The sequence below is a fragment of the Halomonas organivorans genome (assembly GCF_014192055.1).
Taxonomy (GTDB): domain Bacteria; phylum Pseudomonadota; class Gammaproteobacteria; order Pseudomonadales; family Halomonadaceae; genus Halomonas; species Halomonas organivorans.
Map to the genome: position 1 here is coordinate 89,365 of NZ_JACHXM010000002.1, position 24,580 is coordinate 113,944.

Here is a 24,580-nt window from a genome sequence, read left to right on the forward strand (position 1 = left end):
CAGAGCCGGCACGCGAACGGTATATCACGCTCATGAAGCTGGCGCGCCTGCTACGCGACCCCTACTTCACCAATCGCCATCGCCGCATTCTCCATGTGCTGCGCGTCGCCTTGGCACTGGTCATCGCCTACGCCATCACCGAACCCTTCGATATTCCCCATCGAGGCTGGGCCCTGGTCAGCACCGTCATGGTCATGGGCAACCTGCCGCATATCGGTGGCGTGCTCGACAAGGGACGCCAGCGCCTGCTCGGTACTCTACTGGGCGCACTGTGGGGCCTGATGTTGATCATCCTCCCACTGCCCTGGCCCGGCCTGCTGCCTCTCGGCACCCTGGCTGGCATCGCCGTGGCGACCTGGACCACCTTCGCCAAGCGCTATGGCTATGGAGGGCTGATGTTCACCATCAGCCTGTTGCTGGTGGTCGGCGGCGGCACCCCTGAACTGGACGTGGCCCTGTGGCGCAGCCTGAACGTGCTGCTGGGTACCCTGATCGGGATCGGCGTCACAGTGCTGGTCCTGCCACACAAGGCGACCGATCTGCTGCGTTTTGCCATGGCGGACAACCTGGACCACATGGCACGCCTCTATCACGCCCACACCTCGGCCAGCGCTCCCGTCGATCTCGATACGCGAAGCCTGCTCAAGGCATGCAGCAAACTGCTGGTGAAACAGCGCGGCCTGGTCGATGCCATCCATCGTGAGCACCGCCTCACCCGCGGCGAACAGGACGACCTCATCTCCCTGCAGCGGCGCATGTTCTCGACCATCGAGCTGCTGCTCGAGACCCATTGGAACACCCGCGCCGGCCATGAGCGCATCGACGCCATGCAGGGCCTGCGTGACCAGCAACACACTCTGGCTCGCGGCATCGGCACCCTGGCCTTCCAGGTTCGCACCGGCCGCCCCATCGAGGTGGTACTCACTCCCTTCGACCTGCAGCGGCATGCAGACCTGGCCAACGATGCCTATGGCAGCGACGGACGCCGTCTGTTCAGCCCCAGCGGTTACCTGTGGCTGAATCGCGAACTGGCCCGCCTGACCGGTGAGCTCATCGAGCGCCTGGGCAGCCTGGAACGCTTGCCTAGCCGGCGGCTGCGCAAGGGCGCCAAGCGACACGGCCTGCTCTCCCCTCGCGACACGACAGATTCCCAACACAAGGACAGCCCGGATGAACGACGGCAAGCATGAAGTGCTGATCATCGGCGGTGGCATCGCCGGCCTGGTGCTGGCCCTGGAAGTCGCCGATCGACGCCCCGTGACGCTGCTGCAGCCAGCTCGCGACGGCCTGGGGGCCAGCCGCTGGGCGCAGGGCGGCATCGCGGCCGTCTTGTCGCCGGACGACGACATCGAGGCCCACGTGGCCGACACCCTGATCGCCGGGGACGGCCTGTGCGACGAGGCAGCGGTACGCTTCACCGTAGAGCAAGGCCCCGCGGCCATTGCCTGGCTGCTGTCTCTGGGCGTCCCCTTCACGCCGGATCCTGACCCGAACGCCGGCTACCCCTATCACCTGACCCGGGAAGGCGGCCACGGTGCGCGGCGCATCATCCATGCCGACGACGCCACCGGCCGCGCCGTGGTCGAGACGCTACGCCGGCATGTCGAGGCCCATCCGGCGATCCGACTGCGCACCGACCTGACCGCCATCGGCCTGATCGGCGACCGCGCCGGCCAGTGTCGCGGCGCCCGTTGCCTCGATGCGGCAGGGCAACTGCACGAGCTGCGAGCCGACGACACCGTCCTGGCCACTGGCGGCGCCAGCGGCCTGTTCCGACATACCACCAGCCCGAATCCGGCCTGTGGCGAGGGCATGATGATGGCCGCCGAGCTAGGCGCCGAGCTGATGAACCTGGAGTTCCAGCAGTTTCATCCCACCTGTCTCTTCGATCCCGACGGCCCGCCCTTCCTGATCAGCGAGGCGGTGCGCGGCGAAGGAGGGCTGCTGCTCGATGTCGAGGGCCGACGCTTCATGCCGGACGTCGATTCGCGCGCCGAGCTGGCGCCGCGCGACGTGGTGGCCCGCGCCATCGACGCTCAGATGCAGCGCAGCGGACAGGGGCACGTCTGGCTCGACATCCGTCACCTGGGCGAGGCGGCCATCCGCCACCACTTTCCCACCATCCATGCCCATTGCTTGAGCCGAGGGATCGACATTGCCAGCGCTCCCATTCCGGTAGTACCCGCGGCCCACTATAGCTGTGGCGGGATCAGCACCAGTCTCGAGGGCGCCACCACGGTGCCACGCCTCTACGCCGTCGGCGAGGTCGCCGGCACCGGCCTGCACGGCGCCAATCGCATGGCCAGCAATTCTCTGCTGGAATGCCTGGCCTTCGCACGCAGCTGCGCACGGCGACTGCGTCATGCCAGGCCGGCCAACGAGGCTCCGCTGACGCCCTGGCAGGCCGGCAGCGCGCGGATATCCGAGGAAGAATGCCTGGCGCTGCTGGCCGAGCTGCGTGAGGTCATGAGCGCCCGCGTGGCCATCGTGCGCCGCGACAGCGGACTCGATGAGGCAGCCCGGTGCCTGGCCGAACTCACTGACCGCCTGGCACCGCGCCTGGCCGATGCCGTGCCAAGCGTCGAGCTCGCGAGCTTGTGGCATGCCCTGCGCCTGGCACGACTCACCGTGGCCAGCGCCACTGCACGCCGCGAGTCCCGGGGCCTGCACTTCAACCCCGACTGCCCGCTGCATGGCGACGCGGCACCCCAAGCATCTCGGGTCCACCTGAGCGACCTCGACACCGAGCGAACCTGACAGACGCCTAGGGCAGGCTGACCAGCATCCGGCGCAACTGCCTCAGCGACTCGGCATCGCTGCTGTCCGGCCATAGCCAGAGACGCCGCCCGTCGAGGCGCAGGCCGATCAGCAAGGGGCCGAGATAGTCGCAGCGCAGCGCCGTCTCCCGCCATTCCTGGCAACCCGACTCGCGCCAGGCCCACTGCGCAACGCCACCATCCCGAGGCTGGTGACGAAGCTGGCCAGCGGGACAGCGCCGCACGTCGAGCAAGAGGAGAGCCGCCAGGCTCGAGGCCGCCAGCAGCGTGACCCAGCCGGGGGCGTATCCCCCCAGCCATCCCACGACACCCAGTGCCACCAGACACTGGGCGAGCAGCGACGCTCTAGAGGGTGCGATAGTGATCGTTATCGGTGGTCTCGGCATGCTCGACGATCATCTTGACGATACGGCGACGCTCGGGCTCCTCGGGCCATTCACGGCGCATCAACCAGGCGAAGAGATCCTGGTCCTCTTCGTCGATCAGTATCCGGTAGGCGGTCTGATCGCGCTCGTCGAGGTCGTCATAGCGCTGCTCGAGGAAGGGAATCAGCAGCAGGTCAAGCTCCCACATGCCGCGACGGGAATGCCAATACAGGCGCTTGCGGAGGGCGGCTGCCGCAGACGAATCATCGTTCAAGGTCGGCCTCGTCGATTGCGTGAGTGAGGGCACAGTATACCCGAGCCCCCCCAACCCCGGGATAGCCCCCGTTGGATACATCCCCCCTTCCGTTGCCGTTTCGGGGGCCAGCGGTCTAGTGCGTTGTTTTATCGAGAGTTGCACAGTATGCTTTGAGAGACGATCGCCTAGAGCCGCCTCGGTCCAGGCCTGGACAGCACGGAGAGAGCCGATGACCAAGTCCGAACTGATCGAACAGATTGCCATGCGACAGCCGGAGCTGTCCGTCAAGGACGTCGAGGCCGCCGTCCGCATGATCCTCGACGACATCACCGACACCTTGGCAGACGGTGGGCGCGTCGAAATCCGCGGTTTCGGCAGTTTCTCGCTGCACTACCGCGAGCCGCGCATCGGCCGTAACCCCAAGACCGGCGAACCGGTCGCGCTCGACGGCAAGTTCGTGCCACACTTCAAGCCCGGCAAGGAGCTGCGCGAACAGGTGGACGCCAGTCGCGCCCTCGGTTACTGACCGCCGGTCACGCGCCGGCCTCCCCTCCTTCAACTCGATACGGGAATTCATACATGCGTTGGCTCAAAGGCCTGATCCTGGCCGTCATCCTGCTGGTGGTGCTGCTGGTCGGCATCCTCTTCGCCGTCAACAACCAGCAGTCTCTTCCTCTTAACCTGATCTGGATCGAACTGCCGCCGGCCTCGCTCTCCGTCTGGCTGCTGGCTTCTCTTGCCGTCGGTGTCTTCCTTGGCATGCTCGCCATGAGCGGCGTATATCTGCGTCTGCGCGCCCTGCTGACCCGAGCCCAACGCCACAATCAGCAGCAACGCAAGGAACTCGACAAGCTGCGTATCCAGGAGATGAAGGAACTGCCCTGAGCATGCCCGATGTTCTGCTGCTGGCCCTATTGTTGGCAGCGGTCGCCATCGGTTGGTGGCTGGGCCGCCGCGAACGGCGGGCCACCGATACCAATGGGTCATCCCCAACCCTGGCCCGCGACTACTTCGTGGGCCTGAACTACCTGCTCAACGACCAGCAGGACCGCGCCATCGAAACCTTCATCGGCGCCCTGGAAGTCAACAGCGACACCATCGAGACCCACATCGCCCTGGGCAACCTGTTCCGTTCGCGCGGCGAGGCCGACCGAGCGGTGAAGATTCATCAGAACCTGCTGGCACGTCCCACCCTCAGTGCCGAACAGAGCGACCGGGTGCAACTGGAACTCTCGCGCGACTTCCTTCAACTGGGCTTGCTGGATCGCGCCGAGCGACTGCTGCAGACGCTGGTCAAGGATAGCCAGCACGACGAGCATCGTCAGGCGGCCAGGCATCTGCTGGTCGACCTGCTGGAGCGAGAAGGCGAATTCCAGCAGGCGCTCGACGTGGCCCAGCCGGCACTGGTGAAGGAAAGCGACGATGTGCGCCGCGCCGCCGCACACTGGCTATGTGAACTCGCCGTGCAGGAACGCCGGTCGGCGAGCCCGGCCCTGGCGAACCGTCACCTCAAGCAGGCCCTGGCCACTGACCGGCGCTGCGTTCGCGCCAACCTGCTGCTGGCCGAGATGGCACTGGATACCGGGCACTATCGCCAGGCAATCCGCCTGCTGCAACGCATTCCCGAGCAGGACAAGACCTTCATTCCCACCCTGCTCGAGCCGCTCGCCCGCGCCTATCGCCTGCTCGATGACGAGGTCGGCCTGATCCGTCATCTCGAATCGCTGCTCGAGATCGCTCCCTATACCAGCGTCATCATCCTGCTCGCCGAGACGCTGTGCCGCCACCATGGCGATACTCAAGCCGCGCTGACCCTCTTGACCCGCGAACTCGAGCGCTCACCGAGCCTCGGTGCTGTCGACTACCTGATTCGCCTCTACCATCAGCAGGAAGGTTCCCGCGTGGACCGGCGCATCGAGCTGCTTCAGCGCCATACCCACACCCTGCTCAAGGCCCTGCCTCGCCACCGTTGCCGGCGCTGCGGATTCAGCGGCGAACAGCTCCACTGGCAGTGCCCCCGCTGTCGCAGCTGGGGCACCACCAAGCCGATCACCGGCATCGAAGGCGAATAGCCGTACCGCTTCAGCCGGCCGCCAGCTCGGCCTCGATAGCGCTCAGCGCTGCCATGGGATCGTCGGCCTGAGTCACCGGCCGGCCCACCACCAGGTGGGTACTCCCGGCGCCCATGGCCGCCGCCGGCGTCATCACGCGCCGCTGATCGCCGGCCTCCGCCGTCGCCGGTCGAATGCCTGGCGTGACCTTGAGAAAGCCATCGCCGCACAGTGCCCGCAGACGCTCGGCTTCCTGTGCCGAGCACACGACGCCGTCCATGCCGCTGTCGCGAGCCAGTATCGCCAGCCGCTCAACCTGCTCGGCGGGCGATACGCCGACGCCCACCTCGGCCAGATCCTCGGCCGCCATGCTGGTCAGGACTGTCACCGCGATCAGGTGAGTCGAGAGGCCGTGCTGGACCAGGCGCTGCTTGGCCGCCTCCATCATTCGCCGACCGCCACCGGCGTGGACGTTGACCATCCATACGCCCTGCTCGGCCGCCGCCTGTACGGCGCCGGCCACGGTGTTGGGGATGTCATGAAACTTGAGGTCCAGAAACACCTCGAAGCAACGCCCGTGCAAGGCTTCGAGCACATCGGGGCCGCTGCGGGTGAACAGCTCCTTGCCAACCTTGACTCGGCAGCGCGCCGGATCCAGGCGATCGGCCATGCACAGGGCGGCATCCAGAGAGGCGTAGTCAAGGGCGATGATCAGGGGAGACACGGTGGGCACGGGCTGGCTCCTGGCAACGAAATGAACCCGCGCAGTATATCAGCCATGTTCCATCACACGTCGGCTGATCTCGTCGCAATCCCGTCCTTGATCACCGGAATCACGCATCACCATCGGCTGACATGGCGACAGGCACCCCGGCACTAGGTTGAAGACAGGTGCCATGAGAGCACCTACCTTAAAACTGCTGGAGATGTCGCTCATGAAAATGATATCCAAGGAAGGCGTCGCTGCACTGTGCCTGATGATGATGCTGGGACTGGCCACTCCGACGCTCGCCCAGGAGAACGCCACCCCGATCAACGTCAATACCGCCGATGCCGCCCTGCTGGCCGAGCTGCCGGGCATCGGCGAGACGAAAGCCGCCGCCATCGTCAAGGATCGCGAAGCCAATGGGCCCTTCGAGTCGGCCAACGACCTGGCCCGGGTCAGCGGTATTGGCGAGGCCACCGTGGAGGGGCTCGCTGACCAGGTCACCTTCTAGCGCCGCGAATTCTGGCACCTCGAATCAGAGGCTGATCCCGACATGCTGGCGGCCCCCTGGGCCGCCAGGCTTGCCACCCACCTCCGGCACGGGCCGCCCGGGAAAACACCGAGTCGATGGCGGCGCTCGACATCATGGCCGTCGACGGTACGCGTTCTCCTCACTGAACAGGCCACCGTCTACGACAGCATGTGCCGACGGCGTCCTTCGCCCGCAGTCCATCAGTCCCCCCTGAGGCTATACCCTGAGCCCGCCGTCACACTCCACGACTCGCCCGGTGAAATAGTCATTGGCAAAGATGAACGCCACGCTCTCGGCAATATCGTCGGGTTGTCCCATGTGCCCCAGCGGGATGCCGCCAGTGATGCGCTCGCGTATGTCCTCGCGCAGCTCCGCCGTCATCTCGGTCTCGATGAAACCCGGCGCCACCGCTCCCACCCGGATGCCGTGGCGTGCCAGCTCCTGGGCCCAGGTCACGGTCAGCGAGGCGACGCCGGCCTTGGCCGCCGCATAGTTGCTCTGGCCCACGTTGCCCCCGCGAACCACGCTGGAGATATTGACGATCACACCCGGGCGACCGGCCTCGACCATTCGCGCCGCCGCCTCCCGACCGCACAGGAAGACCCCCGTCAGGTTGACGTCGATCACCTGGCGCCAGCGTTCCAGCGACAGCGTCTCCAGCACTTCTCCGTCGCGCGCCTTGACCAGCAACCCGTCGCGCACGATCCCGGCATTGTTGACCAAGCCGTCCAGCGGACCCAGCGCCTCGGTGACCGCGGAGAAGGCCGCCGTCACCGAGCCCTCGTCGGCCACGTCGACGACGAAACCTCGCGCCGTGATGCCTGCGTCCGCCAGGCGGCCCACGGCCTCGTCCAACTGCTCGCCGTCTCGATCGAGCAGCGCCAGGATCGCGCCTTCCCTGCCCAGTCGTTCGGCCATCGCCAGGCCCAGGCCCCGCGCCCCGCCGGTGATGGCGATGATGCAATCTTGGAGTGTCATGGCTGTTCTCCCATCGAGGGTGTCATGTGTGCGGTCGGCTCGCTGGGCAAGCCACCGCTGCCAGGAGGTACTTCATTAGCCTACCCCGTCTGCTGCGTTGCAACATCCTCTTTTGGTCGCGCTCGCAGCGGCTTGATTTTCACCGTCCGCGCCCCCACCTCCCGACTAATCGCCAACGCGGAGCCACCATGCCTTTTCTCGCTCTCTTCACCGTCTTCGCCCTGCTCGACTTCGTGCTGCTGTTCACCGTCGGCAGCCATATCGGCCTGCTGACCACCCTGGCCCTGGTGCTGGGCACCGGCTTCCTCGGCCTGCATCTGATTCGCCGCGAGGGGGTCGCCACCTTCGCCCGCGCACAGGAACGCATGGCGCGGGGCGAACTGCCTTCCAGCGAGCTGCTTACCGGCGCGGCGCTGATTTTCGGTGGCGCCCTGCTCATGGCCCCGGGCTTCCTCTCCGACGCCCTGGGCTTCATGTGCCTGATACCCGATGCCCGCCGACTGCTCGGCAAGCTGCTCGGGCGCCTCGGGATGCGGCTACAGGGCGTGCATGTCCAGGCCGGGAGCTATCGCCCCCGCCAGGGGCACGACGCCGACTGGCAGCAGGCCGACGAGCCGTCTGCCCAGCGGTCCTCCTCGACCGACCAAGCCGGCGAACCGCTGGAGGGTGATTTCATCGCCCACGACGAGCGGCGCGGCTGAACGTCAAAAAATTTTCCAAGGGGGGCTTGAAAGCCCATCGGCCAGCCCCACTTATCCGACAGCAACGAGCTTCGGTCCCGGCCCGCCGGGATCATCCACACGGAAGGCAGACGCCTTCGCCCGTAGCCCAGCCTGCGGGTTGATGATGAAACCGCCGCGGCAGCGACGCCCGGCACAGCAAACCATCAGGAGAACGTGAGCAATGAACATCCGTCCCTTGCACGATCGCGTCGTCATCCGTCGCGTTGAAGAAGAGCAGAAAACCGCAGGCGGCATCGTGCTCCCGGGCAGCGCCCAGGAAAAACCGACACGTGGCGAAGTCCTCGCCGTCGGTAACGGCCGGATTCTGGAAAGCGGTGACGTGCGTCCGCTCGACGTCAAGGTCGGCGACACCGTGATCTTCAAGGATGGCTTCGGCGTCGAGAAGCAGAAGATCGACGGCGAGGAAGTGCTGATCATGAGCGAATCCGACATCCTGGCCGTCGTCGAAGGCTGAGCCGCGACCGCCATACGCTCGAAACTGACGTTCACGAACTCACAGGAAGCAAACCAAAATGGCAGCGAAACAAGTCAAGTTCTCCAGCGATGCCCGCACCCGCATGGCCAAGGGCGTCGACACCCTGGCCAACGCCGTCAAGGCCACCCTCGGCCCGAAAGGCCGCAACGTGGTCCTGGAGAAGTCCTTCGGCGCACCGACCGTGACCAAGGACGGCGTCTCCGTGGCCAAGGAGATCGAGCTCAAGGACAAGTTCGAGAACATGGGCGCGCAGATGGTCAAGGAAGTCGCTTCCAAGACCTCTGATGTCGCCGGCGACGGCACCACCACCGCTACCGTGCTGGCCCAGTCCATCGTCAACGAGGGTCTGAAAGGCGTGATCGCCGGCATGAACCCGATGGACCTCAAGCGCGGCATCGATCAGGCCGTGCACGCCGCCGTCAAGGAAATCGGTGAGCTGGCCGTGCCCTGCACCGACTCCAACGCCATCGCCCAGGTCGGCACCATCTCCGCCAACGGCGACACCAACATCGGCCGCATCATCGCCGAAGCCATGGAGAAGGTCGGCAAGGAAGGCGTCATCACCGTCGACGAAGGCCGTGGCTTCGAAGACGAGCTGGACGTCGTGGAAGGCATGCAGTTCGACCGTGGCTACCTGTCACCGTACTTCGTGACCAACCAGGACACCATGGCCGTGGAACTGGAAGACCCGTTCATCCTGCTGGTGGACAAGAAGGTCTCCAACATCCGCGAACTGCTGCCGACCCTCGAGGCCGTCGCCAAGGCCGGCAAGCCGCTGGTGATCATCGCCGAGGACATCGAAGGCGAAGCCCTGGCCACCCTGGTGGTCAACACCATGCGCGGCATCGTCAAGGTCGCGGCCGCCAAGGCCCCGGGCTTCGGCGACCGTCGCAAGGCCATGCTGCAGGACATCGCCATCCTGACCGGCGGCACCGTGATCTCCGAGGAAGTGGGTCTGGACCTCGAGCAGGCCACCCTGGACCACCTGGGCACCGCCAAGCGCGTGACCATGTCCAAGGAGAACACCACCATCATCGATGGCGCCGGCCAGGACGGTGACATCGAGGCCCGCGTCAACCAGATCCGTGCCCAGATCGAGGAGACCTCCTCCGACTACGATCGCGAGAAGCTCCAGGAGCGCGTCGCCAAGCTGGCCGGCGGTGTGGCCGTGATCCGCGTCGGTGCCGCCACCGAAGTGGAGATGAAGGAGAAGAAGGCCCGCGTCGAGGACGCCCTGCACTCCACTCGCGCCGCCGTCGAGGAAGGCGTGGTGCCCGGTGGTGGTACTGCCCTGATCCGCGTGCTGACCAAGGTCGCCGGCCTCAAGGGCGACAACGAAGACCAGACCCACGGCATCGCCATCGCCGTGCGCGCCATGGAAGCGCCGCTGCGTCAGATCGTCACCAACGCCGGTCAGGAGGCTTCCGTCATCCTGAACCGCGTCAAGGACGGTGAGGGCAACTTCGGCTACAACGCCCAGACCGGCGAGTTCGGCGACCTGTTCGAGATGGGCGTGCTGGACCCGGCCAAGGTCACCCGCTCCGCGCTGCAGTCCGCTGGCTCCGTCGCCGGCCTGATGATCACCACCGAGTGCATGATCGCCGACGACCCGGACGAGAAGGAAGCCGGTGGCGCCGACATGGGCGGCATGGGCGGCATGGGTGGCATGGGCGGCATGATGTAACCTGCCCCCTGCCCCAGGCCTGGCCTGATCGAGCCCCCCGCCGGGAGACCGGCGGGGGGCTCTTTCGTCGATGCAAGGATGCAAGGATGCAAGGATGCAAGAAGGAAGAAGGAAGAAGGAAGAAGGACAAGGTAGAATCGCTGACGGCATGAATCACCCGGTCAATTCGCTGACTCTTCCCTCTTCTTCCTTGCCTCTTTTATCTATGTTGCCGAACATTCGTATCGTCCTCGTCCAGACCTATCACCCTGGCAATATCGGCGCCTCGGCGCGGGCCATGAAAACCATGGGGCTCACCGATCTGGTGCTGGTCAATCCCCGCTGTTTCCCGGACCCCGAGGCCAGCCGCCTGGCCGCCGGTGCCGAGGACGTGGTCGAGGGTGCCCGAGTCGTGGACTCCCTCGAGGCGGCGGTGAGCGACTGCGTCCAGGTCGTCGGCGCCAGCGCCCGGCTGCGCAGCATGCCGCTGCCCCACTTCGATGAACCTGCCGAGATGGCAGAGGCCGTGGTCGGCAACGCCGCCGACGATCCGGTGGCCCTGGTGTTCGGTCGCGAGCGCTTCGGCCTGACCAACGACGAGATTCGCTGCTGCAGCCACCAGGTCAGCATTCCCGCGAATCCGGACTACGGCGTCCTCAACCTCTCGCAGGCCGTCCAGGTACTGGCCTACGAGACGTTCCGCGCCTGGCGCCAACGCCCCGACAGCAACTTCCGCGCGCCCCGGCCATCGCATGATCGCCAACCGACCCGCGAACAGCTCGGCCACTTCCATGACCATCTGTCGCGCCTCATGCAGGCCAGCGGTTTCATCACCCAGCCCCATGCCCGAACCGAGGAGCAGCTGCAGGCGCTGTTCGCCCGCGCCCAACCCTCACGCAAGGAACTCTCGCTGCTGCGCGGCCTGCTGAGCTCGCTGGAACGACAGATCATCGAGAAATGACAACGGCGGCTCCGATGAGCCGCCGTCGCATCTCGAACCCTGTCCATGCGCCTCAGAAACGCTTGGTCAAGGTGACCCTGAACAGATCCCCCTCAGGCCGGTCCCGGTTGTCGTACTCGTGGTAGTAGGCACCGTTGAGCCCGAGGGTCAGCGACGGCCAGAAGTAGCCGACCTCCGCACCCGCGGCGTGCTGCTCGGCCTTGTCGTTGGCCAGGCCGGGCGCTACGCCATCGTCCGCCTCGAGCTGCCAGGCATCATACCCCACCAACCCCAGCTTGAGGCCGCCGGTCAGGCGATGGCCAATCCCCCACTCCAGCGTCAGGCTGTCGCCGGGGGTGATGCCGGTGTCATCCTGCTCGCCGTGGATCTCGTAACGCGACAGCGCCGAGACGGTCCAGCGCTTCTCGGCATCCAGGTGCCAGGCACCGCCCAGCGTCAACATGGTGGAGCCGTAGCCCTTTCCCGGCGAGGCCGGCCGGTCGGCATCGAAGTCGCCGCTGGCAAACCAGTAGCCGGCGGCGGCCACCGCATCCCAGCGCTCACCGTGCCAGCCCAGCACCAGCGGACTCAGGAAGACGTCGCCGACGCCGCTGTCACTTTCATCGATACCGGCGACATTGAAATCGAGCGACGTGTGCAGCACCGGCACGATCGCCTCCATGCCTACGTCGGCGCCGAGGAAGCGCTTGTCGCTCACCCAGACGACGCGGTTGACCAGGGCGTTGACCTCGCCGGTATTGCGCCTCGGCACGGCGTCGCCGTCACCATCGCGCAGGCTGTCGATGTCGTAGTGCACCAGATAGCCGCGGTAGTAGAGCCCGGGCGGTGGTACCACCGGACCATCGAGTCCCTCGACGCCGGGGACGTAGTGGCCATTGGCGGCCTGGGCGGCGAAAGACAGGGCGCAGCCGCCCAGTGCCAGCCCGAGGGCTAGCGTGACCTTGTGTGTCATGGGGAGGTCCCTTGTTGTCGTTATGATCGGCCGGTGCCGGCGCGGCACCGGCGCGCGTTGTGGTGCCGAGCTCAGCCGGCGGTCGCGTCTTGCAGGGCCCGGGGGCGGGCATGACGGCTCTGCAGCGCGTGAGCGTCGGTCCTGGTCAGCGCGACGTCGAAGACCACCTCGGTGAACGCCCCGTCGAAGCCACGCTTGTCAGCCTCGACGGCGTCCTCGATGCGCGTGCCCGCCACCACCAGCTCCTCGCGGGTGGCGAAGGCAAAATCGTCGTAGGTGTAAGGGTCACCGGCCAGGTTGATCTGGGTGGTCAGATGCTGGTGCCCAGGGGCGGAGACGAAGAAGTGGATATGCGCCGGACGCTGGCCGTGGCGGCCGAGCAGCTTGAGCACCCGGTCGGTGGGGCTGCCATCCGGCACACCGTAACCGGACGGGATGATGCTGCGTGCCCGATAGCGCCCTTCGGCGTCGGTGAGGATGGTACGCCGCAGGTGATAGTCGCTCTGGGTCGGGTCGAAGAACGAATAGTTACCCTTGGCGTCGGCGTGCCAGATCTCGACCTTGGCCCCGACGATCGGCTGGCCGTCGGTGTCGCGCACCCGGCCGGTCAGCCACATCGCCTCGGCCTCGGGGTCGCTGCCGTCGTCCATGCGCGTGACGCCCTCGGCCTCGGGAGCACCGGCGACGTACAGCGGGCCTTCGATGGTGCGCGGCGTGCCGCCGGTCAGGCCACGCGCCTCGTCCTCGGCATCCATGCGCATGTCCAGATAGTGGTCGAAGCCCAGCCCCGGGGCCAGCAGCCCGAACTGGGTCTGTTGGCCCAGCTCGTTGAGCACGCTGACCGAGGACCAGAACTCCTCGGGGGTGACGTCGAAGTCATCGATCAGCCGGTAAAGGTCGGACACCAGGCGGTGCAGGATCCGCTTGGCGCGCTCGCTTCCGCCGGCCTGCTCCAGGCCGGCGACGGCTGTCAGGAAGTCCTGGACGTCCGGGGTGTCGAAAATATTGACGGTCATGGTGAGTGGCTCCTTGTGATTCTTGTGATCAACGGCCCAAGGCCGTGGCCTGGATTCCCCGGTGCGGGATCCGTTTTCGCTAAATGCGTTTGCGCTAGATCCGTTTGAACAGGGCCGAACGCTGCTGGGTCTCGGCACCGTCGGCGGCGGTAAGGAAGCGCTCCATGTGGATGTCGCGTTCGAACAGCCGCCCCTTCATCAGCGCGCCGATGGCCGATTCGATCATCGGCGGTGGGCCGCACAGGTAGGCCTTGTGCTCGCTGAAGCGACCATCGAAGTGCGCAATGGCGGCATCGTGGACGAAGCCTACGACGCCGTCCCAGGCGTCATCGTCCAGCGGCGCATTGAGCGCCGGCACGTAGTCAAAGCGTGGGTGCTCGGCGGCGAGCGCCTCGAAGCGCTCACGGTGGTAGAGCTCGGCGAGATGGCGTGCGCCCTGGAAAAGGGTGATGCGCCGGGTGTCCTCGGGGTCGTCGAGCAGGTCGAGGATCATCGATTCAGGGCTCGAAAGCCCCGAGCCGCCAGCGATGAAGATCACGTCCTTGGGATCGGACTTGCGCACGAAGAACTGGCCATAGGGGCCGCTGAGCTCCAGCGCCTGGCCCTCCTCCAGCTGCTCGTGGAGCCAAGTGGTGGCGGCCCCTCCCTCGACCCTGCGCACGTGCAGCGCAATCTCGTTGGGGGTGCCCGGCGCCGTGGCGATGGAAAAGGCCCGGGTGCCCTCCACGCCCGGCACCTGCAGGTTGATGTACTGACCGGCCTGGAAGGCCATGCCCTCGCCGGGAAGTGTCAGACGAATCTCTCGAATGGTCGGGGTCAGGTCGGCGATGGTACTGACCGTGGCCGTCCAATCCTGCACCGGATGACCGGCGAAGTCCGGGTCCTCGTCGACGTCCGCCTCGATCACCAGGTCGCTCTCGGGGCGACAGCAGCAGGCCAGGCGAAACCCCTCGTCACGCTCCATGTCCATCAGCGCAAAAGACGAGGCCTCGCCGACTTCGGCTTCACCTTCCAGCACCTGCACCTTGCAGGTGCCGCAGGTGCCGTGGCCGCAGGCGAAGGGCAGCCACACGCCCTGGCGCAGGGCGGCGTCGAGCAGGGTCTGCCCCTCCTCCACCTCGACGATCTCGCCGGTGGGTTCGATGGTCACTTCATAGCTCATGACACTCTCCTCCCCTCAGATGGCCGCATCGGCCAGCTCGGACAGCCGCGGCGTGATCAGGCGCAGCTGAGACTTGTGTCCGATGCCGTTGTCGGCAAGCGAAGCCTCGCCCCGCGGAGTGACGTCCTCGCCATCGAGACGCCAGCGCGCCTCGGTGAAGTCCAGCACCTCGCTCTCGGGATGCGGCGCCAGCGCCGGTGCCAGCACCTCGTCGCGGAACGCATCGAAGGACATCGCCGGGTCGGCGAGAAAGGTCAGCGGGGCGCAGAACAGCAGGTGGCGCTCCCACATCACGTACACCAGTTGCTGGCCGTGGAAGTTCTCGGCGCGGTCACGCACCGGGCCCCGGTAGTTCGCATAGTTGGCTTGCACGCTCATGATCGTTGCCTCCTCAGACGGCCTGTTTCCACGCGTTCCAGCGGCGCTGCTCCGCGGAGCCCTCGAAGTCGAGGTTGTCCTCGCCCATCTCGATCCGGTAGTAGTCGCCGATCACCTTCTCGAGATCGGCGCCACCGCAGTTGCCCTGCAGGATCTGGTGCACCGGCAGCCAGGCCTGGACGTACTTCTCCGGCTCGTGCTGGAAGATGTCGCGGCAGCCGTCGGAACAGAAGTGGTAGCGCTCGCCCTCGTGCACGGTGTCACGATGGCTGAGCAGGGTGTCGTCGTCCGGCTCGGTGATTGACAGCGGGATCTGGCACACCTGGCACAGCTGCGGCAGGGTATTGTTGTAGAAGCGCTCGCCGCGGGCGGCCTTCTCGGCCAGCAGCTCGAAGCGCGGCCGGTAGAGGCGGTCGAAGGTGTCGGGATACTTCTCCGACAGCCAGTCCATCTCCTTGGCGGTGGGAATCCAGGTATTGAAGGCGGTGGCATGGCCGTACTGGTAGAAGATGAACCAGGCCTGGTGGCTGACGTGGTGCTTGCCGGTAACGGTCTGCTCGGCGTACTTGGGCGGACGAATGCCGTAGCGCTCGAGCTCCTTGAACAGCGCGCCGCCGGCTTCCTCGTAGTACATCGTCCAGGCCTCGGCCCAGGACATCACCTTGTTGGGCAACATGTAGTCCATCATCATGCCGACGATCGACAGCAGCCGATAACCGCGCCACAGCCACTTGTCGAGCCAGCGCTGGACGATCGGCACGTTGTCCTCGTGCTGTTCGAGGATGAACTTGATGATCTCGAGCCCCAGGGTCATGTGCCGCGCCTCGTCGGACTGCGCCGAGAAGCCGAAGGTCACGGTGTTCATGTCGCCGTTGTAGGCGGCACCCGACATGAACGGCAGGAACAGCAGGTTGGTCAGCACGTACTCGAAGGAGAACGAGATCGCGGTCAGGAATTCGAAGGGGCCGGCCGTGGAGGCGTCCTCGAAGAACGACTTGGGTACCGACAGGTACCACACCCGGTCAAACATGTGCGGGAAGTCATGCATGCCACCGAAATACTTGTTGTAGTGGCTCATGGCATGGATCTGGGTCTGGGTGTGGCGAAGCTCGTCGATGGACTGCATCTGGCAGGCGATGCGCGCGCCGACACCACCGAACTGGCGGCCCACCCGGGCATAGCCCTTGTAGGCGTTGTACTCCAGCGGGGTCACGGCGGTGATGAACAGCTTGACCGCATTCAGGTAACGCGGGTCGCTGATCTTCATCTGGCCGTTGTTCTGCGACACCGCGTCGAAAATGGCGTACAGCTTGCGCTCCTTCTCCGCCTGGAATTTCCAGTAGTTGTCCATGGTCAGGCGGAACGGATCCTCCCACTGACTCCAGTCGGTGATCTTGATGCCCTCGAAGCTCTCCTGGGGAAAGATGTCCTCGTAGCGCTGGTAGCTGGGTTCCCAGTCCAGGTCACGGGTCATGATCCGGTAGCGCTCCTTCATGTTGAGGCGCTTGCTGGTCTTGGCGTTCATGGGGAAGGCTCCTCGCCGTTATTATTGGCTGGCTGTTGGCAGATGATTGGCTGGCGCATTCGTGTGGAACCGGCGTATGGCCGATCCACAACGGCTCAGGTGTTCCAGTAGAGAGTGAAGCTGTCGTCGTCCTCGTCGACGTTGCCGCCAAGGCTGATCAGGTCGACCTGCAGCTCCTGGGTGTCCCAGTCTCGCCCCAGCTTTTCTTCCACCGTTTCGCGCAGGATGGTCAGACGATCGTCGGCTTCGATGCGCACCATCGCCGGGCTGTGCTTGACCTCGGCACTTGGGTTGTCCTCGGTCACCGCCTCGACGATGAAGCGGGCATTCTCGTTGTCCTGCAGGGCGATAAAGACGCGTGACATGAGCGGGTACTCCATTGGCAAGAAAATCGGGGTTGACGTCCAAGATCGAGAGAGGCGTTCAAGCGCCGACTCAGTGCGTCTCGAGCAGGCCGAGCTTGGCCAGACGCTCGTCGAGGATCGACAGGGCATCGTCGAGCGTGACTCCAGCCTTGGCGGCGACCGGCTGCAACGCGGCAACGGCACGCTCCCGCCACCCCGACACCCATTGCGCAAGCAGACCACGGTTCTCATCGCTTTCGGCGGCCAGCGTCTTCATCAGCGCATCGATGAAGCGGCTGCCGTCCTTGAACCACTCGCCCATGAAGTCGGTGAGCATGGCGAGTTGGCCGCCCCCCGCGTCCATCAATCGGGCATCCAGGGTTTCCTGAACGAAGGGATACAGCAGGCCGTCGAGCACCAGGTTCTGGGCCACCGACAGCTCGGCCCAGTCCTCGAGCACCAGCGTGTCTTCGACGTAGCGGCGCACGCCTTGCCAGTCGGGGTCGTCCATCCACAGCTGCTTGGCCTCGCCCAGCAGCACTCCCGGGCTGTCATCGATCAGCAGGCCGATACGCGACAGGTACTGGGCGACGGCCAGTCGGTCCATGCCGTGAAACATGTGGGCCTGGCTGAGGGTGGTGCCATAGGCGGTGGAGGCGATGCCGACATTGTTCATGTTGGCGCCGAGCTCGACGTGACGCAGCGGCAGCAGGCACTCGGTCACCAGGCGACGCGCCTCGTCGCTCAGCTGGCCGCCGAGATGGCGCTTCTCGAAGAAGGCGAAGCTGGTTTCGGTGCTCTCCTGGAACTTGGCACGCGCGCCGACCCAGGCGCCGTAATAGAACTGGCGAGGGTCGCTGAAGGCATACCAGTCTTCCATCTTCAGCGCCGTGTAGCCCGGGTCGTAGAGTTCGTGTCGCTCATCGAACATCGGGCGATAGTGAAAGTTCTCGGTCGGCTGAATATCGAAACTGGCTTCCTGATAACGGGTCGCCGGCTTGTCGCCGAAACGCCTGCGGGTATGGCCATAGGTCTGGCGAATCGGCTCGATTTCTGCCGTCTTGATCTCGATGCTCATAGTGTCTCCTCGCTTGTTGTTGTCACGGGTTCGCTCACCTACTGGCCGACGCTGTAGCGCCACTTTTCCATCTGGATATCGACCTGCCTGGCCTGCTCCTCGGTCATGAGGGTCACCTCATTGCGGGCACAGAACGACTCAAAGGCCTGAGGCGGCAGGATCAGCTCGACGAAGAGTTCGGGGTTCTCGATGGCAAAGTCGAACTCGACGAATTTCTCGCTGCGCTCCCTGACGCGCACGTAGCGCTTGAGGGAACGGGAAATGGCGGATTGGGACATCGGGCACCTCCGGATGTTGCGTCTCCCTGAACATTACAAGCTCCGTGCCAGATGCCTGTTCGCACTGAAAAACCACTGATAAACAATGAATTGAAAAAACAAGCGCTGATATGCCGTGCCACGAAAGGCCGACAGGCATCAAGCAAATGATGAGTTGCTGCCTTGCAGCGTCATCAATTCATGAAACCGGAAAGCCTTCAGGCGATGGCCAAGCGGAATGCTGGTGGGAAAAGCACGGGAGATTTATGCTGGATCTCCGACCGGCGGAGCGGCCGGCCGAAAAAATACGACCAAAGAATCATCATCACAATAACCACAACATTCAGCATGCCAACGCCTGACACCGTGAGAGACCCCATGCCCACGCCCTTGACGACGCCGCGCTACCCCGACAGCCAGGACATCCTGGACAAGCTGCGTTTCCTGCCCAGCGAGGGGCAGATATGGCTTGGCGAGCAGCGCATGCTGCTGCTGCAGGTCCAGACCATGGCCACGTTCCGCCAGGAGATCGTCAACACCATGGGCATGCAGCGCGCGCGCAGCTTCTTCATGCGCCTGGGCTACCATGCCGGCCTCCAGGATGCCGAGCTGGCCCGGTCGGTGCGCGGCCAGGAGATGTCGGTGGAGGATGGCTTTCTCACCGGGCCCCAGCTGCACGCGCTACGTGGCCTGGTGAAGGTGGTGCCCATCGCCCTGGATATCGATCCCCGTAGTGGCCACTTCTATGGCGAATTCGAGTGGCAGGACTCCTACGAAGTGAGCATCTCCCAGCACATCTTCGGCCCGCTCAAGGAGCCGGTATGCTGGCTGCAACTGGGCTATGCCTGCGCCTATTCCAGCCAGTTCCTCGGCCAGGAGATCCAGTATCGCGAGGTGGAGTGCCGGGGCTGCGGCGACGCACGCTGCCGCATCGTCGGCAAGCCGGCCCGGGAATGGGAGGATCACGAGGCCTTCGCCGAACTGTTCCGCGAGGACCCGCTGATCGACGAACTCTACGAACTGCAGTCGCGCATCGCCTACCTGGAGGACGACATCGCTCGTCACCAGGGCGAGGAACGGTATCGCCCCATCGGCCAGTCTCCCGCCTTCCTGGGCGCCCTGGATCTGATCGACCGCGCCGCCCGCTCCGAGGTGCCGATCCTGCTGCTCGGCGAAACCGGTACCGGCAAGGAGATCCTCGCCCACCGCGCCCACCAGCAGAGCGAGCGCGCCAACGAACCCTTCGTGGCGGTCAACTGCGCGGCGATTCCGCCCGAGCTGATCGAGTCGGAGCTGTTCGGCGTCGCGAAAGGCGCCTACACCGGTGCCGTGCAATCCCGTGTCGGACGCTTCGAACGCGCCCACGGCGGCACCCTGTTCCTCGACGAGCTCGCCGAGCTCTCGCCACGGGCCCAGGCCGCCCTGCTGCGAGTGCTGCAGGATAAGCAGATCGAGCGAGTCGGCGGCCAGGCCAGTTACCATGTCGACGTCCGCATCGTCGCCGCCACCCACGGCGATCTCACCGAGCGCGTCCAGGACGGTCGCTTCCGCGCCGACCTGTTTTTCCGGCTCAATGCCTATCCGGTGACGATCCCGCCATTGCGCGACCGGCGCGACGACATGCCGCTACTCGCCGAGCACTTCCTGGCGCGGTTCGAGCAACACTACCGCCTCAAGACGCTGGGCTTCACCGACCAGGCCCTGGCGGCCATGCGCCGCCACGACTGGCCGGGCAATATTCGTGAACTTCAGAACACCATCGAGCGCGGCGTGATCCTGACCGGCGAGGGCCACCCGGTCGGCGAGCAGGCGCTGTTCGGTCAGCAGCCAGCCGTGGCACGCGGGCAGGTGCTTGGCGACAGCGGTCATCTCATCCAGGCCGTCGATGACGCGGCCACTGGCGATGCGCTGGAAGCGCTGTGCGGCAGCATCCTGGAAGGCGGCATCGCCCTGGAAGCCCTGGAGGAAGCCCTGCTGGAACGCGCCTACCGCGACGCCAACGGCAACGTCTCGGCGGCGGCACGACGCCTGGGCCTGAGCCGGGCCGCGCTGGACTATCGATTGAAGAAGCGCCAGATCAGCGATCGCTGATCCGCCCTGGGGCGCAGCCGCTCGCAGGGCAGTCACCGAACCTTCATGGCAGCGTCACCGCATCGTCACCCGTCTCGACGACACTGATCCTGCCCAAGACGGGACCGGCAAGGGACACTGCCATACGCTTCGCCAGGGATGCCAGGGGCAGGATGCCCCTCAGGGACGCCGATCTCGGCATCGGGACGATGCCCAGGGAGGATGGAGATGTCGCCACGACGCCCCGCGTCGTGGCGTTTTTCGTCGCGCACGCCAGACTGAGGAGGCAGAGAGTCCCTAGCCCGTCAGGAGTGACGCCATGAGCATCGAGCCCGACACCGCCAAGGAAAAGCGCCCCCAGCTACTCCACGACGAACTGCCCAAGGAACACGATGATCCGCTGATCGGGATGCTGCATCGCGTTATCCGCGTCGGCGTCAAGGTGCTCGCGATCCTGATGGTGTTCGTGATCCTGTGGGGCATCTTCGACGTCGTCTACGTTCTCTACCAGCAGCTTTCCTCGCCTCCCATCCTGTTGCTCGAGGTCGGCGACATCTTCCGGCTGTTCGGCGCCTTCATGGTGGTGCTGATCGCCATCGAGATCTTCATCAACATTCGCCTCTACCTCGGCACCAGCGTGCTGCCCATCCAGTTGGTCATCGCCACCGCGCTGATGGCCATTGCCCGGAAGGTGATCGTGCTGGACATCGAGACCGTCTCGGCCGAATACGTCCTGGCCATCGCCGCCGTGGTCCTGGCGCTGGGCGTCACCCACTGGCTGGTGGCCCGCAAGCACTAGTGTCTTGATATGCCTTACCCGAGCCAACCGCGGCAACAGCACTCCCCCAGTGGGTTCAGGCGGGCGTCAGCCAGTCGGCGAAGGCCGCCAGGTCGTCGCCAAGATCGCCTCGGGTGACGCGGCGATAGAGCCGCTGCAGCCGAGCGGTCACCGAGTCTTGGGCAATCGGCTCGCCGGGGGGCGGCGCTCCCGCCCGCGCCCCGATATGCCGGCCGTCCAGCTCGCGCAGCGGCAGGATCTCGGCGGCGGTGCCGGTGAGGAAGGCCTCGTCGGCGACATACAGCTCATCCCGGGTGATCCGCCGCTCCACCACCTCGAGCCCCAGCACCTCGCGGGCCAGGCGTATGACGCTGTCGCGGGTGATGCCCTGCAGGCAGGAGGTGATCTCCGGGGTATGCAGGGCACCGTCGCGCAGCAGGAAGACGTTGGCCGCCGAGGCCTCGGCCACATACCCTTCGGGGTCGAGCATCAGGGTCTCGTCGAAGCCCGCCTTCACCGCGGTGTTGAGCGCCAGCATCGAGTTCACGTAGTGGCCGTTGGTCTTGGCCCGGCACAGGCTGATATTGACGTGGTGGCGTGCCCAGGAGGAGGTCAGCGCCCGCAGGCCAACGCTCGACGCCTCCGGGGAAACATAGTCGCCGAGGTCCCAGGCGGCGATCATCACGTGGCTGGTCAACCCCTTGGCACGCAGGCCAAGCCCCTCGGCGCCCAGATAGACGGTCGGCTTGAGATAGGCGTTGGCCAGGCCGTTGCGCGTCAGGCACTCGCGCTGGGCCGTGATCAGGGTCTCGGCATTGCAAGATAACGGTATATCCAGGGCATGAGCACTATCCAGAAGCCGCCGGGTATGCTCGGCGACCCGAAACAAGGCCGGGCGCCCATCCGGCCCCCGATAGGCACGCACGCCCTCGAAACAGCCCATGCCATAGTGCAGGGTGTGGGTCAGCAGATGGGTACCGGCCTCGCGCCAGGGCAGCCAGTCGCCGTCCCGCCATAGCCAGCCGTCGCGGTCGTATAGGGGCGTCATGGGATTCTCTCGTCGGGGGGAGGATGGGCGAACCAGCGTTCGCGCCAGTCGTCGATCAGTGCCCGCTGATGGGGCTGCAGGGCCTGGTAACCCCAGGCGGCGATCTCGTCGTTCTGCGGGTCGGGCACGGCGGTCTCGCTGCACGCCAGCGCCTCTATCACCGCGTGTCCGCAGAACGGTACGTAGCCTTCCGAGTAGCCGCCCTCGTGAATCATCACCAGCCGCCCCCCGCAGACCCGCTCGGCCAGCGCCATGAGACCGCGGGTCATCTCGCCGAAGGCCCGGCCGTTGAGCAGCATCTTGCCCAGCGGATCCTTGGCGCAGGCGTCATAGCCGCAGGCGACCACGATCAGCTCGGGTCGGAAGGCCTCGAGAGCCGGTAGTACCAGGGTTTCCATGGCATGGGCATAGGCCCCCAGGCCGCAGCCCGGCGGCAGCGGCAGGTTCAGGCAGGCGCCCTGCCCCGCTTCCTCGCCCTGCTCTTCGAAGGCGCCGGTATCCAGTGGAAAGTTGCCGGCCTGGTGGATCGATACCGTCAGGACCTCGGAATCGGTGTAGAAGGCCGACTGCTGGCCGTTGCCGTGGTGGACGTCCCAGTCGAGGATCGCCACTCGCCCCACCTGGCCGAGGGCCCTGGCGCGCATCACCGCCACCGGGATGTTGCCCAGCAGGCAGAAGCCACGCCCCTGGTCGGCCTCGGCGTGATGACCCGGCGGCCGGCACAGCGCATAGGCGTTGGCCAGCTCGCCGGTGGCCACCGCCTCGACCGCCGCCACGGCAAGCCCGGCCGACTGGCACGCCGCCGCCAGGCTGCCCGGCGTATAGGGCGCGCAGTCGCCTGACTCGCCGCCCCGATCACGATCGCCAGCCGCCAGGGCATCCAGATAGCGCGCGGTATGGAAGCGCTCGAGGTCCTCCCGCGTGGCGGGCGGCGCCTTGCGCACCGCGAGCTCATCGATCAGCCCCGAGACCTCGAGCAGGTTCTTGAGCCGCCGCTTGCTCTCCGCACTCTCCGAGGCGGGTTGGGGCTGGCGAAATTCGCCCGGGGACGCGAACACCCCGATGGCGCCGGGATCGTGCCAGAAGCAGCGTTCGTGCCAGAAGAAGCCCGTGACAGGACGCGCCGCGCCCGGCGTCTGGTGCGTCATGGGCTCGCCTCCTGGCGCTCCCAGACCTCGATGGCGGCCGCCAGGTCCTCCAGCGAGGCACCCACCGACTTGAACACCGTGATGGCCTGATCGCCACTGCGGCCGGGCTTTCGACCATCCAGCAGTTCAGCCAGCTCACCGCGCAGCGCGTCGAAGGCGAAGGCGCCCTCGTCCACGGCCTGGAGGATATCGCCGGCCTCGCCCCGGGCCCCGGCATAGGTGTCGACGAACACCTCGCCGCGGCGCAGGCACTCGGCATCGGTCTCACGCATGGTCGGCCGGAAGGCGCCGATCAGGTCGAGATGGGTGCCCGGCGACAGCCAGTCACCGCGAATCAGCGGTTCGCTGGACAGCGTCACGCAGCTGATCAGATCGGCCTCACGGGCCGCCGCCTCCAGGTCGGTGACCGCCGCGGTATCGAAGCGATCCGCGTACTCCGCAGCCAGGCGCTCGGCCTTGTCGGGATGCCGGCCCCAGATGCGTACCCGGCGAATCGGCCGCACCGCCGCGTGAGCTTCGATGACCATCGGCGCCAGCTTGCCGGTGCCCACCACCAGCAGTGACTCGGCGTCCGCCCGGGCCAGTTCGCGTGCCGCCAGGGCCGAGGCCGCGGCGGTGCGACGACGGGTCAGCTCGCTGCCGTCGATACAGGCCAGCGGTCGACCATGCTCCCCCTCGCTGAGCAGGTAGACGCCGGCAATCGCCGGCAAGCCGTGGTCGGCGTTCTGGGGAAAGACGTTGACCATCTTCACCCCGATGTAGCCGGCTCGCTCCCAGGCCGGCATCAGCAGCAGCGTGGCTTCACCGTCGGGTCGGTGCATGGCGTGATGGTGCCGCGGCGGCGACTCCACCCCCTCGCGGAACGTGGCGGCCAGCCGTTCCACCAGCGCCGGCCAGGCCAGCGCCGCCGCCACGCTATCGGCGTCGATGATGCGCATGTCAGGCCTCCGGCAGCGCGGCCACGACCATGATCTCGACCTTCCACTCGGGCTTGGCCAGCTGGGCCTCGACGGCGGCCCTCACCGGCGGACGGCCAGGCGCGACCCAGGCATCCCAGGCGGCGTTCATCTCGGCGAACTCGCTCATGCTGGTCACCCAGATCTGTGCCGAGACCAAGTGTTCCTTGGAGGTGCCGGCCTTGGCCAGCAGTTCGTCGATGCGCGCCAGCACCTGCTCGGTCTGGCCACGCATGCCCGCGCTGGCGTCGGTAGGCACCTGGCCGGCCAGGTAGACGGTACCGCGGTGGACGACGATCTGACTCATGCGCTCGTTGCTGTCGTGATGGCTGAGGCTCATGGCGTGTCTCTCTCTTCAACT

At 66.0% G+C, this 24,580-nt stretch carries 29 protein-coding genes; 12 read left to right on the top strand and 17 right to left on the bottom strand.

The features are described 5' to 3' along the window. Window positions 1–32 precede the first annotated feature (32 nt). The gene (locus tag FHR96_RS02990; protein WP_183386176.1) at window positions 33–1,190 is read left to right on the top strand and encodes an FUSC family protein; all 1,158 of its coding nucleotides are present in this window, start codon (window positions 33–35) and stop codon (window positions 1,188–1,190) included. Further along, the gene (gene nadB / locus FHR96_RS02995) at window positions 1,171–2,757 is read left to right on the top strand and encodes an L-aspartate oxidase (protein WP_183386177.1); all 1,587 of its coding nucleotides are present in this window, start codon (window positions 1,171–1,173) and stop codon (window positions 2,755–2,757) included. The genes FHR96_RS02990 and nadB overlap by 20 nt, the downstream gene beginning before the upstream one ends. Window positions 2,758–2,764: 7 nt before the next feature. Here the strand turns inward: nadB and FHR96_RS03000 are convergent, their stop codons facing one another. Continuing rightward, a complete protein-coding gene (locus FHR96_RS03000; protein ID WP_183386178.1) occupies window positions 2,765–3,163 on the bottom strand; it encodes a hypothetical protein in 399 nt (132 codons plus the stop codon). Further along, complete coding sequence (locus FHR96_RS03005) at window positions 3,123–3,416, bottom strand: FAD assembly factor SdhE (RefSeq protein ID WP_183386179.1); 294 nt, start codon at window positions 3,414–3,416, stop codon at window positions 3,123–3,125. Before FHR96_RS03005 ends, FHR96_RS03000 begins: the two co-directional genes overlap by 41 nt. Here FHR96_RS03005 and FHR96_RS22555 point away from each other — a divergent pair. The 3 genes from FHR96_RS22555 to lapB are packed head-to-tail and all read left to right on the top strand — an operon-like array spanning window position 3,349 to window position 5,470. Next, window positions 3,349–3,924 carry an integration host factor subunit beta gene (locus tag FHR96_RS22555; RefSeq protein ID WP_281378364.1) on the top strand — a complete coding sequence of 192 codons (576 nt, stop codon included), beginning with the start codon at window positions 3,349–3,351 and terminating at the stop codon, window positions 3,922–3,924. The genes FHR96_RS03005 and FHR96_RS22555 overlap by 68 nt on opposite strands. A gap of 53 nt (window positions 3,925–3,977) precedes the next feature. Further along, a complete protein-coding gene (locus FHR96_RS03015) occupies window positions 3,978–4,283 on the top strand; it encodes a lipopolysaccharide assembly protein LapA domain-containing protein (RefSeq protein ID WP_183386181.1) in 306 nt (101 codons plus the stop codon). A 2-nt stretch (window positions 4,284–4,285) separates the two neighbouring features. Beyond that, complete coding sequence (gene lapB / locus FHR96_RS03020; protein WP_183386182.1) at window positions 4,286–5,470, top strand: lipopolysaccharide assembly protein LapB; 1,185 nt, start codon at window positions 4,286–4,288, stop codon at window positions 5,468–5,470. A 10-nt stretch (window positions 5,471–5,480) separates the two neighbouring features. Here the strand turns inward: lapB and pyrF are convergent, their stop codons facing one another. Then, on the bottom strand, window positions 5,481–6,182 hold the full coding sequence (gene pyrF, locus FHR96_RS03025) for an orotidine-5'-phosphate decarboxylase (protein WP_183386183.1): 702 nt from the start codon (window positions 6,180–6,182) through the stop codon (window positions 5,481–5,483). Between the two features lie 39 nt (window positions 6,183–6,221). Next, on the bottom strand, window positions 6,222–6,386 hold the full coding sequence (locus tag FHR96_RS03030) for a hypothetical protein (protein ID WP_183386184.1): 165 nt from the start codon (window positions 6,384–6,386) through the stop codon (window positions 6,222–6,224). Here FHR96_RS03030 and FHR96_RS03035 point away from each other — a divergent pair. After that, window positions 6,385–6,666 (top strand): ComEA family DNA-binding protein, encoded by a 282-nt coding sequence (locus FHR96_RS03035; protein ID WP_183386185.1) that lies wholly within the window; start codon window positions 6,385–6,387, stop codon window positions 6,664–6,666. The two genes, FHR96_RS03030 and FHR96_RS03035, sit on opposite strands and share 2 nt — an antisense overlap. Before the next feature lie 237 nt (window positions 6,667–6,903). Here FHR96_RS03035 and FHR96_RS03040 read toward each other — a convergent pair whose 3' ends face one another. Continuing rightward, window positions 6,904–7,665, bottom strand: a complete 762-nt coding sequence (locus FHR96_RS03040) for an SDR family oxidoreductase (RefSeq protein WP_183386186.1) — start codon at window positions 7,663–7,665, stop codon at window positions 6,904–6,906. A gap of 188 nt (window positions 7,666–7,853) precedes the next feature. Here FHR96_RS03040 and FHR96_RS03045 point away from each other — a divergent pair, with 188 nt between their 5' ends. The 4 genes from FHR96_RS03045 (at window position 7,854) to FHR96_RS03060 (ending at window position 11,507) form a co-directional block, all read left to right on the top strand. Beyond that, complete coding sequence (locus FHR96_RS03045; protein WP_183386187.1) at window positions 7,854–8,366, top strand: FxsA family protein; 513 nt, start codon at window positions 7,854–7,856, stop codon at window positions 8,364–8,366. 202 nt (window positions 8,367–8,568) lie between these two features. Next, the gene (locus FHR96_RS03050) at window positions 8,569–8,862 is read left to right on the top strand and encodes a co-chaperone GroES (RefSeq protein WP_097788920.1); all 294 of its coding nucleotides are present in this window, start codon (window positions 8,569–8,571) and stop codon (window positions 8,860–8,862) included. Between the two features lie 58 nt (window positions 8,863–8,920). Next, window positions 8,921–10,567 (top strand): chaperonin GroEL, encoded by a 1,647-nt coding sequence (gene groL / locus FHR96_RS03055; RefSeq protein WP_183386188.1) that lies wholly within the window; start codon window positions 8,921–8,923, stop codon window positions 10,565–10,567. Window positions 10,568–10,772: 205 nt separating this feature from the next. After that, window positions 10,773–11,507 carry an RNA methyltransferase gene (locus tag FHR96_RS03060; RefSeq protein WP_183386189.1) on the top strand — a complete coding sequence of 245 codons (735 nt, stop codon included), beginning with the start codon at window positions 10,773–10,775 and terminating at the stop codon, window positions 11,505–11,507. A 52-nt stretch (window positions 11,508–11,559) separates the two neighbouring features. Here the strand turns inward: FHR96_RS03060 and FHR96_RS03065 are convergent, their stop codons facing one another. From FHR96_RS03065 to FHR96_RS03100, 8 genes are all read right to left on the bottom strand, one after another. Beyond that, a complete protein-coding gene (locus FHR96_RS03065; RefSeq protein WP_183386190.1) occupies window positions 11,560–12,459 on the bottom strand; it encodes a SphA family protein in 900 nt (299 codons plus the stop codon). A 71-nt stretch (window positions 12,460–12,530) separates the two neighbouring features. Beyond that, window positions 12,531–13,475 (bottom strand): catechol 1,2-dioxygenase, encoded by a 945-nt coding sequence (gene catA / locus FHR96_RS03070; RefSeq protein ID WP_183386191.1) that lies wholly within the window; start codon window positions 13,473–13,475, stop codon window positions 12,531–12,533. Between the two features lie 94 nt (window positions 13,476–13,569). Then, window positions 13,570–14,637, bottom strand: a complete 1,068-nt coding sequence (locus tag FHR96_RS03075) for an NADH:ubiquinone reductase (Na(+)-transporting) subunit F (RefSeq protein WP_183386192.1) — start codon at window positions 14,635–14,637, stop codon at window positions 13,570–13,572. Window positions 14,638–14,652: 15 nt separating this feature from the next. Beyond that, window positions 14,653–15,015 carry a phenol hydroxylase subunit P4 gene (locus FHR96_RS03080; RefSeq protein WP_183386193.1) on the bottom strand — a complete coding sequence of 121 codons (363 nt, stop codon included), beginning with the start codon at window positions 15,013–15,015 and terminating at the stop codon, window positions 14,653–14,655. A gap of 13 nt (window positions 15,016–15,028) precedes the next feature. Further along, the gene (locus FHR96_RS03085; protein ID WP_183386194.1) at window positions 15,029–16,540 is read right to left on the bottom strand and encodes an aromatic/alkene/methane monooxygenase hydroxylase/oxygenase subunit alpha; all 1,512 of its coding nucleotides are present in this window, start codon (window positions 16,538–16,540) and stop codon (window positions 15,029–15,031) included. 95 nt (window positions 16,541–16,635) lie between these two features. Beyond that, complete coding sequence (locus tag FHR96_RS03090) at window positions 16,636–16,905, bottom strand: MmoB/DmpM family protein (protein WP_183386195.1); 270 nt, start codon at window positions 16,903–16,905, stop codon at window positions 16,636–16,638. 70 nt (window positions 16,906–16,975) lie between these two features. Further along, a complete protein-coding gene (locus FHR96_RS03095; RefSeq protein WP_183386196.1) occupies window positions 16,976–17,962 on the bottom strand; it encodes an aromatic/alkene monooxygenase hydroxylase subunit beta in 987 nt (328 codons plus the stop codon). 38 nt (window positions 17,963–18,000) lie between these two features. Then, a complete protein-coding gene (locus FHR96_RS03100) occupies window positions 18,001–18,240 on the bottom strand; it encodes a phenol hydroxylase subunit (protein WP_183386197.1) in 240 nt (79 codons plus the stop codon). A gap of 357 nt (window positions 18,241–18,597) precedes the next feature. Between FHR96_RS03100 and FHR96_RS03105 the strand changes: the two genes are divergently transcribed. Both FHR96_RS03105 and FHR96_RS03110 read left to right on the top strand, forming a co-directional pair. Further along, window positions 18,598–20,310, top strand: coding sequence for a sigma-54-dependent Fis family transcriptional regulator (locus FHR96_RS03105; protein ID WP_183386198.1), 1,713 nt, complete (start codon window positions 18,598–18,600; stop codon window positions 20,308–20,310). Window positions 20,311–20,608: 298 nt separating this feature from the next. Next, window positions 20,609–21,088, top strand: a complete 480-nt coding sequence (locus FHR96_RS03110; RefSeq protein WP_183386199.1) for a phosphate-starvation-inducible PsiE family protein — start codon at window positions 20,609–20,611, stop codon at window positions 21,086–21,088. Window positions 21,089–21,143: 55 nt separating this feature from the next. On the opposite strand, the gene FHR96_RS03115 is transcribed toward FHR96_RS03110, so the two are convergent. Genes FHR96_RS03115 through FHR96_RS03130 form a run of 4 tightly spaced genes read right to left on the bottom strand, consistent with a single transcriptional unit; the run spans window position 21,144 to window position 24,559 of the window. After that, window positions 21,144–22,115, bottom strand: coding sequence for a branched-chain amino acid transaminase (locus FHR96_RS03115; protein ID WP_183386200.1), 972 nt, complete (start codon window positions 22,113–22,115; stop codon window positions 21,144–21,146). Next, the gene (locus FHR96_RS03120; protein ID WP_183386201.1) at window positions 22,112–23,263 is read right to left on the bottom strand and encodes a class II histone deacetylase; all 1,152 of its coding nucleotides are present in this window, start codon (window positions 23,261–23,263) and stop codon (window positions 22,112–22,114) included. Before FHR96_RS03120 ends, FHR96_RS03115 begins: the two co-directional genes overlap by 4 nt. Further along, window positions 23,260–24,201: a bifunctional Delta(1)-pyrroline-2-carboxylate/Delta(1)-piperideine-2-carboxylate reductase gene (gene lhpI, locus FHR96_RS03125; protein ID WP_183386202.1), complete on the bottom strand. Its 942-nt coding sequence runs from the start codon at window positions 24,199–24,201 to the stop codon at window positions 23,260–23,262. The genes FHR96_RS03120 and lhpI overlap by 4 nt, the downstream gene beginning before the upstream one ends. Window position 24,202: 1 nt before the next feature. Continuing rightward, a complete protein-coding gene (locus tag FHR96_RS03130) occupies window positions 24,203–24,559 on the bottom strand; it encodes a RidA family protein (RefSeq protein ID WP_183386203.1) in 357 nt (118 codons plus the stop codon). Between the last annotated feature and the right edge of the window lie 21 nt (window positions 24,560–24,580).